Origin of the sequence: Xanthobacter cornucopiae (genome assembly GCF_043195065.2) — a bacterium.
In the GTDB taxonomy this organism is placed as follows: domain Bacteria; phylum Pseudomonadota; class Alphaproteobacteria; order Rhizobiales; family Xanthobacteraceae; genus Xanthobacter.
Map to the genome: position 1 here is coordinate 661061 of NZ_CM195531.1, position 14768 is coordinate 675828.

The following is a 14768-nucleotide window of genomic DNA, read 5'->3' on the forward strand; positions in this document are numbered from 1 at the left end:
GCCCCCGGGCCTTACCCGCCGGCATTTACCCCCGGGCGCGCAGCTCCCGGCGCAGGATCTTTCCGGTGGCAGTCATGGGCAGCTGGTCGGTGAAGGCCACCTGGCGCGGGTATTCGTGGGCCGAGAGGCGGGACTTTACATGGTCCTGCAACTCGCGCGCCAGGTCATCGGTGCCGGCGACGCCGGGTTTGAGCACCAGCCACGCCTTGACCGCCTCGGTGCGCACCGGGTCCGGCACCCCCACCACCGCCGCCAGCGCCACCGCCGGATGCTTCAACAGGCAATCCTCGATTTCCGCCGGGCCGATGCGATAGCCGGCGGAGGTGATGACATCGTCGGCCCGGCCCACGTACCACAGGTAGCCGTCCTCGTCCTGCCGCCCGCGATCGCCGGTGAGCAGGACGTCGCCGGCGTATTTCTCGCGGGTGGCCTCGGGGTTGCGCCAGTATTCCAGCATCATCACCGGATCGCCGGCGCGGACGGCGATATGGCCTTCTGTGCCCACCGGCAGTTCCACCCCCGCGTCATCGACGATGCGCACGTCGTGGCCGGGCATGGGCTTGCCCATGGCCCCGGGGCGCAGGGGAAAGAAGTTGGAATTGGAGCCCACCACCAGGTTGCACTCGGTCTGGCCGTAGATTTCCCGGGCCTCCACGCCCAGGCGCTCGGCCACGAAGGCGCCGAGCTCGGCGCCCAGGCTTTCGCCGCCGGTGAGCAGGGAGCGCAGCTTGAGCGCGCGCGGCTTCACGTCTGCCTGGCGCAGCAGCTTCAGCGCCGTGGGCGGCAGGAACACGTTGCGCACGCCGTGGTCGGCCATCAGCGCCATGGCCGCCTCGGGGTCGAACTTCCTGGCCCGATGGGCCAGCACCGGCACCCCCAGGTGCAGGGTCGGAAACAGCACGTCGAACAGGCCGCCGATCCAGGCCCAGTCGGCCGGGGTCCAGTGCAGGTCGCCGGGCTGCGGCATGCCCTGGTGGATGACCTGGAGGCAGGGCAGGTGGCCCAGCAACACCCGGTGCCCGTGCAGCGCGCCCTTGGGATTGCCGGTGGTGCCGGAGGTGAAGATGATGATGCCGGGATCGTCCGGGCCGGTCGCCACCGGGGTGAAGCGGTCGGAGGCCGCCTCCAGCGCGGCGTCGAACAGCCGGGTGGAGGCGGCGCCCGGGTCGGTGCCGACGATGAACACATGCTCCAGCTCGGGCAGGCGGTCGCGCACCCGCTCCAGCTTGGCGAGGCCCGACAGGTCGGTCACCAGCGCCCGCGCGCCGGAGGCCGCCAGCCGGTATTCCAGCGCCTCGTCGCCGAACAGGGTGAACAGCGGCACCGAGATCATGCCCGCCTTGAAGGCGCCGATATGGGCGATGGCGGTTTCCGGCGCCTGCGGCAGGAACACCGCCACCCGGTCGCCGCGCGCGAGGCCGCCGGCGACCAGGGCATTGGCGAAGCGGTTGGTGAGCGCCTTCAGTTCGTCGAAGGAATAGGCGCGGGTGGCGCCGCTCTCTTCCACGAAGATCAGCGCCGGCTTGCCCGAGCCGTCGGCATGGGCGTCGGCGCAGGCCACCCCCATGTTGAAGCGCTCCGGAATGCTCCAGGAAAAGGCGCGCCGCAGGGTTTCGTAACAGGGGGTGGGCGACGACATGGGGGGTCCTCCGCGCGGCGCCGATTCTCGTTTCGCGCCGGCCGCCCCGGCATTTCCAGGACGTGGCCGGCGCCGGCGGCGCCTTCGATGCGTTCAGGAAACGATCGAACGTTTTTTTCCGGAGGAGGTCAAGGGGGGGGCACGCAAGCGAACGGCGCCGGTGTGCGCCGGCGCCGTTGCTGCTGCAGCCTTCAGACCGGCGGTGAAAGCCGCGCCGGGTCAGTAATAAGACGCGATCTTCTCCACCTCGGCCCTGGAGCCGAACACCAGCGGGATGCGCTGGTGGATGTGATGGGGCACGATGTCCAGAATGCGGGTCTTGCCGTCGGTGGCGGCGCCCTTGGCCTGCTCGGTGAGGAAGGCCACGGGGTTGGCCTCGTAGATCAGTCGTAGGCGGCCATTCTCATAGCCCTTGCGCTTGTCGCGGGGGTAGATGTAGACGCCGCCGCGGGTGAAGATGCGGAAGGCGTCGGCCACCATGGAGCCCACCCAGCGCATGTTGAAATCCTTGGCGCGCGGGCCCTCCTTGCCGGCGAGGCAATCGGCGATATAGGCCGCCATGGGCGCCTCCCACTGGCGCACGTTCGACTGGTTGACGCCGTATTCCTTGGTCTCCGCCGGGATCTCCACGCCATCGCGGGCCAGGAAGAAGTCGGCCTTGTCGCGGTCGTAGACGAACACCTGGGTGCCCTCGCCCAGGGTGGAGACCAGGATGGTGGCCGGGCCGTAGGCCAGGAAGCCGGCGGCCACCTGGTGGCTGCCGGTGCGCATCACCGCCGCCGCCGGCGTGGGGTGCTCCGCCGCGTCATAGGGCAGGATGGAATAGATGGTGCCCACCGACACGTTGGTGTCGATGTTGGAGGAGCCGTCCAGCGGGTCCACCGCCACCACCAGGCGTCCCCCCTCGGTCACGGGAATGAGCTCCTCGCTCTCCTCGGAGGCAAGGAACGCCACCTCGGTGCCCTTCAGGGCGGCGACGATGCGTTCCTCGGCGATGACGTCCAATTCCTTCTGCGCGTCGCCGCCGGCATTGGGATCGGTACCGCGGATCTTGGCGAGGCCCTCCTCGAGCGGCCCGCGCGCCACCAGCTCGGCGATGCCCACCCCGGTCACGGCGATGGTGCGAACCGCGCCGGCCACGGCCCTGCGGCCCGCGTCGGTTCCCGCCCAGCGATCGAGGTACGCCTGAAGGGTCACGATCTCACTCACCATCATCTCCCTGACATCCGGCGGACACCGCCCGCCGCCCTTATGACCCAAGGCAAGCCCGGCGGCAAAGCAAATGCCGCCAACGCCCCGCGTGGCGGTAGGCTGTTAAGCCGCGACGCCTCAGCGCCGGCGCACGATCTCCACCCCCACGTCGCCGAACACGCCGGTGACCGGGGCCCCGGGCTTGTGCACCACCACGCGCACCTGTTCCAGCAGGTGGAAATGGTCCAGCAGCCGGGTGGCGATGCGCTCCGCCAGGGTCTCGATCAGGTTCACGGGGTCGTCGTTCACCACGGCGGCCACGTGCTCATAGACTTGCTGATAGGAGATGGTCAGCGCCTCGTCGTCGGCCCAGGCGGCGGGGCGGGTGTCCAGCCACCAGTCCACGTCGATGACGAATCGCTGCCCCAGCTCGCGCTCGGCCTCGTGCACGCCGTGGCGGGCGAAGAATGGCAGGGCCCGCAGGAACAGGCGCCCGGATTGTCCCGGTCGCGTGGCCGGGGCGGCATCGGTGGCGGCGGAAGCGTCGGCGATGAGGTCGGCGTCGTCGGAAGGTGTCATTCACGCCTCGCGCGGGCAAAAGAGCACCGGATTGCGCGGACGCTGGACCGGACCGGATCAGGCCGGCCGGACCTGTCTGAAGCGCAGGCGGATCGGGACGGCCCAGGTGCCGCGCGCACCGTGGAATTGGCCCTTTCCTATTGCGTTCCCGCGCGCCTTTCAACGGATCATCACGTCCACCGGGCGCGGATGCGGCAACGGAGGCAGGCTTGACGGCCGGCCGATGCCGCCGAGTTCCGGCAGCAGGGCGGCGGGGTTGAGGCCCAGGGCGGCGTGGAGGCCGGCGTAAGCGATGGTGGGGCGGGCATGGATCTCCAGCACCAGCGGCCCGTGCGGGGTCAGCAGCAGGTCGATGCCGACGAAGCCGGCAAGCCCCGGCACCGCGTCCACCACCCGCCGTCCGAGGGCGGCGAGGCGCCCGTCGGCGTCCTCGACGCCGCCGACGATGACGCCGTGGGTGCGGAACAGCCCCACCAGCTGCCGCACATCCAGCCGGTTGGCGGCCAGCAGCGTCACGCCGTCCGGCCGCGCCAGCAGGCTGAGACTGGCGGGAGCGCCGGCGACATAAGGCTGCGCCACCAGTCCCGGATCGTCGGGTAGCGCCGAGCGGTCGGGCCAGGCGCACACTGCCTCGCAGCCGGTGCCCTGGTCCGGCTTGGTCACCAGCGGGCCGGCGAGGTCGGCGGGCAGGTCCGGCAGGGCGAAGGTGGGCACATGGGGAATGCCGGCGGCGGCGAGCCGCGCCGCCGTGGCGCTCTTGCTTATGGCGACGGCGATCGCCTCCTCCCGCGCGGCGATGACGCGGGCGCCGGTGGCGGCGAAGAGAGCGGCCACCCGGCCGAGGGCGCCGCCGGTCTCCGGCGCCACGGGCCACACCACGTCGGCGTCGGCGGCAAGGCGGGCCCACAGGGCGAAGGGATCGTCCCCGGCGCGCACCGGAACGCTGGCCGGGTGGGGCGCGGGCAGGCGGTCGTCATGGGCCAGCAACACCTCGGTGTCCGGCAGGTCCTCCACGTCGGCGACGAGGGCATCGCGGATCAAGGCACCGCCGGGCAGCAGGACTTCCGGCAATGGCTTGTCGCGTAGCCCGCCGGATGTCACGTACTCGCAGATGAACACACGCATGGGACTTCTTCGGGGTTCCAGCTGGCCGCCCGGAATGGCTCCGGCGACGGAAGGTCAAGACAGATGCAGCTTATCCCGGTGATCGACCTGAAGGGTGGAATTGTGGTGCACGCCCGGCGTGGCGCGCGCGACACTTACGCGCCCCTGGCCAGCCCCTTGTCCGCGTCTGCGGCCGCCGCCGACGTGGTGGCGGGCTTTCTCAGGCTGGCGCCGTTCCGCACTCTCTACATCGCCGATCTCGATGCCATCACCGGCACCGGCGACAATGCCGCCGTCATCGCCGGCCTGCGCCGGGCCTTTCCCGCCCTGGAGCTGTGGGTGGATGCCGGGGAGACCACGGTCGCGGCGGTGCGCGCCCGCGCCGCCGCCGGCCTGGGCGTGAGCGTGGTGGGCACCGAATCGCTGCCCCAGGGGGCGGAAGACATCGCGGCCACGCGGGCGGTGCTGGCCGAGGATGTCGTTCTCTCCCTGGATCACGACGGCGCGGGGCCGCTGGGCCCGCGCGCGGTGCACCAGGATGCGAGCCTGTGGCCTGCCCGCGTCATCGTCATGACCCTGGCCCGCGTCGGCGCGGACGCGGGCCCGGACCTTGCCACACTGGCCGCCGTCGCCGCGCGTCGCCGGGCCGGCCTGTTCGCGGCCGGCGGCGTTCGTGGCCCGCGGGATCTCGACGCCCTGGCGGCGGCGGGCGCGTCAGGCGTCCTGGTCGCGAGCGCGTTGCACAGCGGCAGGATTGGCGGCAGCGGCCCGGTCCAGCCTGCGGCTTGAGTCCGCTGTCGGCGCGCTCATTTCAGACACCGGTCGCGGCCGGCAGCGCCGCGCGGCCGGTGCCTCATCGCCCGGTGGGCGCGCGCGCGGCGGCTGCCTCCATTTCCGACGCCTCCGGGCTGCTGAACAGGTAACGGCGCATCCTCGGCCATCCGATCAACCGTGTCAGGTTCTTGAAGGCGAAGAAGGGGAGCAGCGACACGAAGAGAACCACGGCGATGAGGACAACCCCAAGGTAGCCGCCTCCGCCGGTCGAGAGGCTGTCCTCTCCTCCCTGCGGTCCGCGGATCAGGCTGACGACCAGCCGCTCGATCACGTGGAAGACGATGAAAAGCACCGTGCAGAGCAGGGCTTCCAGCAGGATGGAATATATCGCCGGCTTCTTACGCAGCCCGCGCGCCAGATCCAGATGCTCGGCGATCAGCATGACCTTGCCGAGGACGAGGGCGTTGAGGAGCGCGAAGCCCTGGAAAACGACGCCTCCGCCGTGCTCCCGCAGGACGATGTCCTCGTGGAGCACGAACACGCCCAGCAGGACCCAGAGATAGATGAACAGCGTGAAGAAGAGGCGGAACTCGCCGATCAATCGCGCGCGAAGCGTGGGACGGCTCGCGCCCTCCGAATTATGGATGTTCATCGTTTCTCCACCCCCCGGGGAAAACAGGCTCTCACTCGACACAGCTCGATCGCGCCGGCTCTTCCGCGCGGACCGGACCACCCCTGCGCAGCGCCGCGACACCGCGGGCGATGCGGACCTTGTGCGCCGCTGCGACCCTGGCCAAGGGCGCCGGGCGCCCGCGGACCGATGACCTGGCGCCGCGCGCCAAGCGTGTACATGTGCGTGAAGGATGCGTCGAAGGCAATGTCGAGCGGCTCTCCCGACGACCCCTTTCATGCCTTTGGGCAGGTCTGCTTCCCCGGCTACCCCTCGGCTTCCGCTCCCGCGCCCCGCACCGGCGGAAGCCCCCACCGTTCCGCCCCCTCCCGCCTTGACTCCCCCACAATCCGGGTGTTCCTGCGCTCCCCGATTTTGGCTGGACGCCCCAAGCGTCCCAAACGCACGTCCCCGGAGGGCCGCCCATGAGTGATGGACCGCGCGCAGCATCGCAGACCGCCTTCGTCTTTCCCGGCCAGGGCAGCCAAGCGGTTGGCATGGGCAAGGCGCTGGCCGATGCCTTCCCCGTCGCCCGGGCGGTGTTCGACGAGGTGGATGCGGCCCTCAACGAGCACCTCACCCGCGTCATGTGGGAGGGGCCGGCCGAGACCTTGACCCTCACCGCCAATGCCCAGCCGGCGCTGATGGCGGTCTCGCTCGCCGCCCTGCGGGTGCTGGAGGCCGAGGCGGGGCTGGACCTGGCGCGCGAGGCCGCGTTCGTGGCCGGCCATTCGCTGGGCGAATATTCGGCGCTGGCCGCCGCCGGCGCCCTGACCGTCACCGAGGCGGCGCGCCTGCTGCGCATCCGCGGCCGCGCCATGCAGGAGGCGGTGCCGGTGGGCGAGGGCGCCATGGCCGCCCTGCTGGGCCTTGACTACGAACAGGCGGTGGCGGTGGCGGCGGAAGCCGCCGGCGACGAGGTCTGCGAGGCCGCCAACGACAATGCGCCCGGCCAGGTGGTGGTGTCGGGCTCCAAGGCGGCGGTGGACCGGGCGATCGTCATCGCCAAGGCCAAGGGGGCGCTGAAGGCCGTGCTGCTGCCGGTGTCCGCCCCCTTCCATTGCCGCCTCATGGGCCCGGCCGCCGAGGCCATGGAGGTGGCGCTGGCCGGCTCCACCGTGATGACCCCCAAGGTGCCGCTGGTGGCCAATGTGCGCGCCTCCCCGGTGACCGACCCGGCGGAGATTGTGCGGCTGCTGGTGGAGCAGGTGACCGGCACCGTGCGCTGGCGCGAAAGCGTCATCTACATGGCCGGGGCCGGGGTGACCCGCATGGTCGAGGTGGGGGCCGGCAAGGTGCTGTGCGGCCTGGCCAAGCGCATCGACAAGTCGATCGCCACCGCCAACGTGGGCGGGCCGGAGGATGTCGCCGCCTTCATCGCCGCCCGCGCGGCGAGCCCGGTGGCCTGACCCGGCGCTGCGATTTTAACGCCGCGGCACGCCGCGCCCGCTTGCGGGGGCAGAGCGGGCACGGCAAAAGACGGCCCGAACCTGGCGGGCGGCGCCGAGGCCCTCGGCGCCGCCCGTTGATGTGTCGTGCGTGTCTGGTCCGGCGCTGCGGCGGGGCTTCCCGGCCCCGCGCCGGACCGGCCATGCGCCGCCCCCTCTTCGCCGGCTGCGTGCCGGCCAACTCAGATTAAGGACTGGGCTTTCATGTTCGACTTGACTGGCAAGACCGCGCTCGTCACCGGTGCCACGGGCGGCATCGGCGGCGCCATCGCCAAGGCGCTGCACGCCCAGGGAGCCACCGTCGCCGTGTCCGGCACCCGTCGCGAGGCGCTGGACGCCCTGGCCGGCGAGCTGGGCGGCGCGCGGGTGGCGGTGCTGCCGTGCAATCTCGGCAGCACGGAAGAGGTGGAGAAGCTGGTGCCCTCCGCCGAAGAGGCGCTGGGCGGCCACGTGGACATTCTGGTGAACAACGCCGGAATCACCCGCGACAACATTTTCATGCGCCTGTCCGACGAAGCCTGGGACCAGGTGATCGCGGTCAATCTCACCGCCGCCTTCCGGCTGTCGCGGGCGGCGGTGCGCACCATGATGCGCCGCCGCTCGGGCCGCATCATCTCCATCACCTCCATCGTCGGCGTCACCGGCAATGCCGGACAGGGCAACTACGCCGCCGCCAAGGCGGGAATGATCGGCATGTCCAAGTCGCTGGCGCAGGAAGTGGCCTCGCGCGGGGTGACGGTGAACTGCATCGCCCCCGGCTTCATCGCCACGCCCATGACCGACGCCCTCAACGACAAGCAGCGTGAGAGCATCCTGAAGGCGGTGCCCGCCGCCAAGCTGGGCACGCCGGACGACATCGCCGCCGCCGCCGTCTACCTCGCCTCCGACGAGGCCGCCTACGTGACCGGGCAGACCCTGCACGTCAACGGCGGTATGGCCATGATCTGAGCGTGGATGCGGCGCCGCCCTCGGCCTTGCTGGCCAGGGCGGCGCGAGTATGGTACGAGCCGCACAGCCGGTCCGGATTCGGGGGCGCCATCCGGCGGCCCCAGGTCCGTCACGCAGCGTCAGGAGACGTGCGGTTCGGCGCCACGGCGGCGAACACATGCGCCAGTGGCGCCGAGCCCATGCACAAGATGTGGGCGAGGGGGCTGGGCACGGCGGAAAAAAGGCATTATGCCCACCTCCAGCCGCCGAACGGCAACGGGATTATCCGAACAACGAGGGTTGCATCGATGAGTGACATCGCCGAGCGGGTGAAGAAGATTGTCGCTGAGCATCTGGGCGTCGAACCTGAGAAGGTGACCGATGGCGCCTCCTTCATCGACGATCTCGGCGCCGACAGCCTCGACACCGTGGAGCTCGTGATGGCCTTCGAGGAGGCCTTCAACTGCGAGATCCCCGACGACGCCGCCGAGACCATCCTGACGGTGGGCGACGCCATCAAGTTCCTGGAAAAGAACGCGGCGTGAGCCTCGCCTAGGGGTCATGTTCCGGTCGCGCGGCGCGGGGCGCCCGCGGCCGTTGTCTTAAGTTCGGCCCGCCGCGGTCGCGACGGCGACGGGACCCGACAGCAGGCGCGGAGAGCACGGTCAGCGTGCTCTCGGGCCGAGTCGCTTGCACGCTTTATCGAGCGTCTGCCGGAGTTTGCCCATGAGACGTGTCGTCGTCACCGGTCTCGGCATGGTGACGCCCCTCGGCTGCGGCGTGGAACCCACGTGGCGCCGCCTTCTTGCCGGCGAAAGCGGCGTGAAGGCCGTGACGCACTTCGATGTGTCCGATCTCGCCTGCAAGATCGCAGCCAACATCCCACGTGGGGATGGTTCCGACGGCTCCTACAGTCCCGACCAGTGGATGGAGCCGAAGGAGCAGCGCAAGGTCGACGAGTTCATCGTCTTCGCGATGGCGGCCGCCTCCCAGGCCCTCGACGACGCGGGCTGGCATCCGTCCGCCTATGAGGACCAGATCAACACCGGCGTGCTGATCGGCTCCGGCATCGGCGGCATCGAGGGCATCGCGGAAGCCTCGCTCACCCTGAAGGAGCGCGGCCCGCGCCGCATTTCGCCGTTCTTCATCCCCGGCCGACTCATCAACCTCGCCGGCGGCTATGTTTCCATCGCCCACGGTCTCAAGGGGCCGAACCATGCGGTGGTCACCGCCTGCTCCACCGGCGCCCACGCCATCGGCGACGCCGGCCGGCTGATCGCCCTGGGCGATGCCGACGTGATGGTCGCGGGCGGCACCGAATCGCCCATCAACCGGCTGGCGCTGGCGGGCTTCTCGGCCTGCAAGGCGCTCTGCACCGCCTTCAACGACGAGCCGACCCGCGCCTCGCGTCCCTATGACCGGGATCGCGACGGCTTCGTGATGGGTGAGGGCGCCGGCGTTGTCGTGCTCGAGGAACTGGAGCACGCCAAGGCACGCGGCGCCCGGATCTATGCGGAGCTGGTGGGCTACGGCCTGTCGGGCGATGCCTACCATATCACCGCCCCGTCCATGGACGGCGACGGCGCCTACCGCTGCATGTCGGCGGCGCTGAAGCGGGCCGGCATCACCGCCGACGAGATCGACTACATCAACGCCCATGGCACCTCCACCATGGCCGACGAGATCGAGCTGAAGGCGGTGGAACGGGTGCTCGGCAACGCCGCGGGCAAGACCGCCATGTCGTCCACCAAGTCGTCCATCGGCCACCTGCTGGGTGCCGCGGGGGCGGTGGAGGCGATCTTCTCCGTGCTCGCCATCCGCGACCAGATCGCCCCGGCGACGCTCAATCTCGAGAATCCATCGGTGGAAACGCCCATCGATCTCGTGCCGTTGAAGCCACAGCCGCGCAAGATCGACACGGTGCTGTCCAATTCCTTTGGTTTCGGTGGCACCAACGCGTCGCTGATCTTCCGGCGTTACGCGGCCTGAACCGGCGCGGCAGGGATGCCGCGTCCGCCGTCCGGCCGTGGAGACCGGCGTGTCAGATCGCCTGACGCCGCGCGTGGGAGGCCCGCTTTGGAGACGCCAGACACCAACCAGACCCCCGGCAAGGGGGTCGCGCCGCCCTATCTCGTGACGCGGCGCGACAAGGGCAAGCCGAAGAGCGGGCCGGCCAGCCGCCCCTCGCGGGCGGCGCGCCATCCGGCGGTCACCATCGGCAGCGGCATTTTCACCTTCCTGCTGTTCGCCCTGCTGGGCGGGGGCCTCGCCGCCTGGTACGGCGAGCGCGCCTATAACGGGCCGGGGCCGCTGACCACCGAAAAGACGGTGCTGATTCCGCGCGGCGCCGGCGTTCGCGACATGGCGGAGACGCTGGAGCGCGAGGGCGTCATCGACAATTGGCTGGTGTTCACTGTCGGCCAGAAGCTGTCGCACCCGGATGCCAAGATGAAGGCGGGCGAATACCTGTTCAAGCCCGGCCAGTCCATGGCGAGCGTGGTGGAGGCGATCGCTTCCGGCAAGGTGGTGGTGCATCAGGTGACCATTCCAGAGGGCCTGACCAGTCTCCAGGTGGTGCAGCGGCTGATGGCCAACGACATGCTCACCGGCACCCCGGTGGTGCCGCTGGAAGGCACGCTGCTGCCCGAGACCTATCGCATTACCCGGGGCATGAGCCGCGACGAGCTGCTGCGGCAGATGGCGGATGCCCAGCAGAAGCTGGTCAAGGGCCTGTGGGAGAAGCGCGCCCCCGACCTGCCGCTGCGGAGCCCGCAAGAACTCATCATCCTCGCTTCCATCGTGGAGAAGGAGACGGGTGAGCCCGACGAGCGGGACAAGGTGGCGGCGGTGTTCGTCAACCGCCTGAACAAGAAGATGCGGCTGCAGTCGGACCCGACCATCATCTATGGCCTCGTGGGCGGCAAGGGAGCGCTGGGCCGCCCCATCAGCCGCACCGACATCGTCTCGCCCACCGCCTACAACACCTATGCCGTCGACGGCCTGCCGCCGGGACCCATCAGCAATCCAGGTCGCGAGGCGCTGGCGGCGGTGGCCAATCCGGCCAGCACGCGGGACCTCTATTTCGTGGCGGACGGCACCGGCGGGCACGCCTTCGCCGAAACCTTGGCCGACCACAACCGGAATGTCTCGCGCTGGCGGGCGCTTGAGGCGGTGCAGTCGGGTTCGGCTCCGCCGGCGCAGACGCCCGCCCGCCCGTCCGCCACCACGCCGCCCGTGGTTCCCGCGCCCGGCGCCAACTAGGGCGCCATCGCCCGCCTGGCGGGGCGGCCCCCGTGGGGCAGGTGGGCTCTACGTTCGTTCGCCGCCGGTCGGCGTGGGGCCAAGGCCCGCGAGGCGTCTCGCCTCGCGGGTGTTGTTTGCGCCATAGGCGCGCGTCACGTCTCGATCCAACGCGCCACTTGATCTGACGCGTCATCGGCGCCGGCGGGCTTCGCCCGTGTCGATGGACGTCCCAAAGAAGGCATGCGGCGGTCCTGCGCCCGCGTGAGCATCCATGACCCAGCCTCCATCCGCGCCGACGAAAGTCCCTCAACCGCTCGCCAGCATGACCGCTTTTGCCCGGTCCTCCGCCACCGCAGGGCGCTGGCGCTTTGGCTGGGAGCTGCGCTCGGTCAACGGCAAGGGGCTGGACCTGCGCCTGCGCCTGCCGCCCGGCTGCGAGGACATCGAAGCGCCGGTGCGTGCCCGGGCGGGCGCCGCGCTGGCCCGGGGCTCGGTGTCGGCGACCCTGACCGCGGCGCGGGAGGGGGAGGAGGTGACGATTCGCGTCAACGAGGCCGCGCTCGAAAGCCTGGTCCGGGCGGTCCGCCGCACCGCCGAGCGCCTGGGCGTGGCGGCGCCGGGCATGGATGCCTTGCTGTCGGTCAAGGGCATCGTCGAGGTGGTGGAGGCGGAGGAGGACGAGGCCGCGCGCGGCGCCCGGACGACGGCCTGCGTGGCGGCGTTCGACGACGCGCTCGGGGCGCTGACCGAGATGCGCGAGCGGGAGGGGCGGGCGTTGCAGACGCTGCTGCTGGAGCGGCTGGAGGCCATCGCCGGCCTGGTGGCGGCCGCCGAGCGGCTGCCCGAGCGGGCTCTGGAGGCCATCCGCGCCCGGCTCGTCGATCAGGTGCGGGCACTGACCGAAGCGGCCCCGCAGTTGGATCCGGAGCGGCTGCACCAGGAAGCGGTGCTGCTGGCCACCAGGGCGGACGTGCGCGAGGAGCTGGATCGGCTCGCGGCCCATGTGTCGGCGGCCCGCGAACTGCTCGAAAATGGCGGGCCGGTGGGTCGCCGCCTGGATTTCCTGGCCCAGGAGTTCAATCGCGAGGCGAACACATTGTGCTCGAAGTCCGGCTCGGTGGCGCTGACGCAGATCGGCCTTGACCTGAAGCTGCTGGTGGATCAGTTCCGCGAGCAGATCCAGAATTTGGAATGACCGCGGTGACCACGCCTTCTCCCATCTCGTCCCATTTCGCTTTGCCCGGATGGAAGCCCGGCGCCGGCTCCGGGCTTGCCCGGCGCGGGCTGATGCTGGTCTTGTCCTCCCCGTCCGGCGCCGGCAAGACCACCTTGTCGCGGCGTTTGCTGGAGACCGATTCGCGCATCACCATGTCGGTATCCGTGACCACCCGCCCGCCGCGGCCCGGTGAGGTGGAGGGCCGCGACTATTTCTTCGTGGACGTGCCCACCTTTGAGCGGATGCGCGACGGCGGGGAACTGCTGGAGCACGCGGTGGTGTTCCACAATCTCTACGGCACCCCCCGGGGCGCGGTGGAGACGGCACTGTCGGCCGGCCGCGACGTTCTGTTCGACATCGACTGGCAGGGCACGCAGCAATTGGGCGAGAGCGCCCAGCAGGATCTGGTCAAGGTCTTCCTGCTGCCGCCGAGCGCGGCCGACCTGGAACAGCGCCTGCGCACGCGGGCCCAGGACAGCGACGAGGTGGTGCACCAGCGCATGGCCAAGGCGTCCGATGAAATCAGCCACTATGACGAGTATGATTACATTCTTATCAATCACGAGATCGAGGACAGCCTGACCAAGCTGCAGGCGATCCTCCAGGCGGAACGGCTCAAGCGCCGGCGCTTGACGGGCCTTTCCAGCTTCGTGAAGACTCTGCGCGACGGCTTGTAAGGCCCAATGCCGGGACCCGGGGCGGCGGGGTGCCGCGCCGGGTGTGGACGGCGCGTGAGGGGGAGCGTGCGGCTGCCGCAAGTCCGCCGGAATGTTCAGGGAGGATGCGGCCATGAAACAGCTTCGCAACGTCTTCGGCGGCTTCGCCGGTCTCGCTGTGGCGGCCCTTGCCGGCTTTGCCCTGTTCACGGTGATCGGCGGCCTCATCATCGTGGCCGGGGTGGTGGTCACGGCGCTGCTCCTGGGCGGTGGCATCTATGCCCTGGTCACCGGGCGCAAGGCGTTCTCGGCGCGCGGCGGCGCCTTCCAGGGGGTGCGGATCTTCGATCTGCGCACCGGCCGGCCCGCGGCGCCGCCGTTCGAGCATGAGATGATCGACATCACGCCGCCGAAGGAGCGCAAGGGCCGCTGAGCGGCGTGCTTGCGCAGGGGCGCCGGTTCAGGGCCTATCCCCTTCGCGCGGAAAGAGCTTTAGTCTGCCCCCGCGCGAATCCATGTCCGGCGGGGAGCCGAGCTGATGTCCCAGGCGGTGCAATACGCCAACGTGGTCTTTGTCTGCCTCCTGCTTGCAGTGCTCACAGTGATGATTCACATGTGTGGACTGTATATGCTGCGGCGATGGATTCACCGCCTGGTGCGGACCGAGAATTTCCATCACCACGTCATGCGCGAGACCTATGTGGTGAGCGCGCTGGTGCTTGGGCTGTGCGTCATCCACATTGCTGAAATCATGGTCTGGGCAACGGGCTACGTGTCCATGGGCGCGCTGCAGGACTATGGCGACGCTGTGTATTACTCCCTGACCACCTACACCACCGTGGGGCCGGACGGGGTTTCGGTGGGCCGCACCTATCGCGGGGTCGCGGGGTTCGAATCGTTGCTCGGGCCGATGATGATGGCCTGGTCTACGGCGGCGCTGGTGGGGTACGTGACGCAGGTCATGAGCGCCAATCTGCACCCGCCCCACGCGGCCCCTTCCCCACAAAGCGGATCGTGACATCGAGCCTGTGAGCGCGTCCGGCGCCGCCGAGGGCCCTTGCCTGCGGGGCATTTCGCGGGGGGCTTCACGGGGGCTGGCAGCGGGCGTTCGCGTGCCGCGCGCGTGGCTGCGTCGGCAGCCAAAGAGGCTGACGTCTTGCGACCTTGGCGGTAAGTATATGCTCCATGATGCTTTGTGTTGTGGTGCAATATAAGTATATTATATTTATATTATTTATAATATTTGCGTCATTTCTGTCCATGTGTCACATCTGCGAAGGTGGACTCATGCAGGGCCGGGCGGCATTTGCCGCTGCGCAGG

15 protein-coding genes are annotated in these 14768 nt (G+C 69.9%); 10 read left to right on the forward strand and 5 right to left on the reverse strand.

Annotated elements, in window-relative coordinates:
• Positions 1–25: 25 nt before the first annotated feature.
• From V5F53_RS02910 to V5F53_RS02925, 4 genes are all read right to left on the reverse strand, one after another.
• Positions 26–1639, reverse strand: a complete 1614-nt coding sequence (locus V5F53_RS02910) for an acyl-CoA synthetase (RefSeq protein ID WP_393996969.1) — start codon at positions 1637–1639, stop codon at positions 26–28.
• A gap of 219 nt (positions 1640–1858) precedes the next feature.
• A complete protein-coding gene (locus V5F53_RS02915) occupies positions 1859–2851 on the reverse strand; it encodes a class 1 fructose-bisphosphatase (protein ID WP_393997031.1) in 993 nt (330 codons plus the stop codon).
• A gap of 117 nt (positions 2852–2968) precedes the next feature.
• Entirely contained in the window at positions 2969–3409 is a 441-nt protein-coding gene (gene folB, locus V5F53_RS02920; protein ID WP_393996970.1) for a dihydroneopterin aldolase, read from the reverse strand.
• A gap of 159 nt (positions 3410–3568) precedes the next feature.
• The gene (locus tag V5F53_RS02925; protein WP_393996971.1) at positions 3569–4534 is read right to left on the reverse strand and encodes an ATP-grasp domain-containing protein; all 966 of its coding nucleotides are present in this window, start codon (positions 4532–4534) and stop codon (positions 3569–3571) included.
• 63 nt (positions 4535–4597) lie between these two features.
• Here V5F53_RS02925 and V5F53_RS02930 point away from each other — a divergent pair, with 63 nt between their 5' ends.
• Entirely contained in the window at positions 4598–5302 is a 705-nt protein-coding gene (locus V5F53_RS02930; protein WP_393996972.1) for a HisA/HisF-related TIM barrel protein, read from the forward strand.
• 64 nt (positions 5303–5366) lie between these two features.
• On the opposite strand, the gene V5F53_RS02935 is transcribed toward V5F53_RS02930, so the two are convergent.
• Positions 5367–5939 carry a hypothetical protein gene (locus tag V5F53_RS02935; protein ID WP_393996973.1) on the reverse strand — a complete coding sequence of 191 codons (573 nt, stop codon included), beginning with the start codon at positions 5937–5939 and terminating at the stop codon, positions 5367–5369.
• A 443-nt stretch (positions 5940–6382) separates the two neighbouring features.
• On the opposite strand from V5F53_RS02935, the gene fabD reads away from it, so the two are divergent.
• The 9 genes from fabD to V5F53_RS02980 all read left to right on the forward strand — a co-directional run bounded on the left by fabD (position 6383) and on the right by V5F53_RS02980 (position 14465).
• Positions 6383–7366 carry an ACP S-malonyltransferase gene (gene fabD / locus V5F53_RS02940; RefSeq protein WP_393996974.1) on the forward strand — a complete coding sequence of 328 codons (984 nt, stop codon included), beginning with the start codon at positions 6383–6385 and terminating at the stop codon, positions 7364–7366.
• 243 nt (positions 7367–7609) lie between these two features.
• Entirely contained in the window at positions 7610–8353 is a 744-nt protein-coding gene (gene fabG, locus V5F53_RS02945) for a 3-oxoacyl-[acyl-carrier-protein] reductase (RefSeq protein ID WP_393996975.1), read from the forward strand.
• Between the two features lie 287 nt (positions 8354–8640).
• A complete protein-coding gene (locus V5F53_RS02950) occupies positions 8641–8877 on the forward strand; it encodes an acyl carrier protein (protein ID WP_234050244.1) in 237 nt (78 codons plus the stop codon).
• A gap of 181 nt (positions 8878–9058) precedes the next feature.
• Entirely contained in the window at positions 9059–10321 is a 1263-nt protein-coding gene (gene fabF, locus V5F53_RS02955) for a beta-ketoacyl-ACP synthase II (protein WP_393996976.1), read from the forward strand.
• 87 nt (positions 10322–10408) lie between these two features.
• Positions 10409–11593: an endolytic transglycosylase MltG gene (gene mltG / locus V5F53_RS02960; protein WP_393996977.1), complete on the forward strand. Its 1185-nt coding sequence runs from the start codon at positions 10409–10411 to the stop codon at positions 11591–11593.
• A 304-nt stretch (positions 11594–11897) separates the two neighbouring features.
• The gene (locus tag V5F53_RS02965; protein WP_509212858.1) at positions 11898–12770 is read left to right on the forward strand and encodes a YicC/YloC family endoribonuclease; all 873 of its coding nucleotides are present in this window, start codon (positions 11898–11900) and stop codon (positions 12768–12770) included.
• 92 nt (positions 12771–12862) lie between these two features.
• The gene (gmk, locus tag V5F53_RS02970; protein ID WP_393997032.1) at positions 12863–13468 is read left to right on the forward strand and encodes a guanylate kinase; all 606 of its coding nucleotides are present in this window, start codon (positions 12863–12865) and stop codon (positions 13466–13468) included.
• 112 nt (positions 13469–13580) lie between these two features.
• The gene (locus V5F53_RS02975) at positions 13581–13880 is read left to right on the forward strand and encodes a hypothetical protein (RefSeq protein WP_393996979.1); all 300 of its coding nucleotides are present in this window, start codon (positions 13581–13583) and stop codon (positions 13878–13880) included.
• A gap of 105 nt (positions 13881–13985) precedes the next feature.
• Positions 13986–14465 carry an ion channel gene (locus tag V5F53_RS02980; RefSeq protein WP_393996980.1) on the forward strand — a complete coding sequence of 160 codons (480 nt, stop codon included), beginning with the start codon at positions 13986–13988 and terminating at the stop codon, positions 14463–14465.
• Positions 14466–14768 lie beyond the last annotated feature (303 nt).

What these genes read in the sequence shown, in the direction of transcription:
- V5F53_RS02910 (WP_393996969.1), bottom strand. Translation starts at nt 1,639, where the DNA reads ATGTCGTCGCCCACCCCCTGTTACGAAACCCTGCGGCGCGCCTTTTCC.
- V5F53_RS02915 (WP_393997031.1), bottom strand. Translation starts at nt 2,851, where the DNA reads ATGGTGAGTGAGATCGTGACCCTTCAGGCGTACCTCGATCGCTGGGCG.
- folB (WP_393996970.1), bottom strand. Translation starts at nt 3,409, where the DNA reads ATGACACCTTCCGACGACGCCGACCTCATCGCCGACGCTTCCGCCGCC.
- V5F53_RS02925 (WP_393996971.1), bottom strand. Translation starts at nt 4,534, where the DNA reads ATGCGTGTGTTCATCTGCGAGTACGTGACATCCGGCGGGCTACGCGAC.
- V5F53_RS02930 (WP_393996972.1), top strand. Translation starts at nt 4,598, where the DNA reads ATGCAGCTTATCCCGGTGATCGACCTGAAGGGTGGAATTGTGGTGCAC.
- V5F53_RS02935 (WP_393996973.1), bottom strand. Translation starts at nt 5,939, where the DNA reads ATGAACATCCATAATTCGGAGGGCGCGAGCCGTCCCACGCTTCGCGCG.
- fabD (WP_393996974.1), top strand. Translation starts at nt 6,383, where the DNA reads ATGAGTGATGGACCGCGCGCAGCATCGCAGACCGCCTTCGTCTTTCCC.
- fabG (WP_393996975.1), top strand. Translation starts at nt 7,610, where the DNA reads ATGTTCGACTTGACTGGCAAGACCGCGCTCGTCACCGGTGCCACGGGC.
- V5F53_RS02950 (WP_234050244.1), top strand. Translation starts at nt 8,641, where the DNA reads ATGAGTGACATCGCCGAGCGGGTGAAGAAGATTGTCGCTGAGCATCTG.
- fabF (WP_393996976.1), top strand. Translation starts at nt 9,059, where the DNA reads ATGAGACGTGTCGTCGTCACCGGTCTCGGCATGGTGACGCCCCTCGGC.
- V5F53_RS02965 (WP_509212858.1), top strand. Translation starts at nt 11,898, where the DNA reads ATGACCGCTTTTGCCCGGTCCTCCGCCACCGCAGGGCGCTGGCGCTTT.
- gmk (WP_393997032.1), top strand. Translation starts at nt 12,863, where the DNA reads ATGCTGGTCTTGTCCTCCCCGTCCGGCGCCGGCAAGACCACCTTGTCG.
- V5F53_RS02975 (WP_393996979.1), top strand. Translation starts at nt 13,581, where the DNA reads ATGAAACAGCTTCGCAACGTCTTCGGCGGCTTCGCCGGTCTCGCTGTG.
- V5F53_RS02980 (WP_393996980.1), top strand. Translation starts at nt 13,986, where the DNA reads ATGTCCCAGGCGGTGCAATACGCCAACGTGGTCTTTGTCTGCCTCCTG.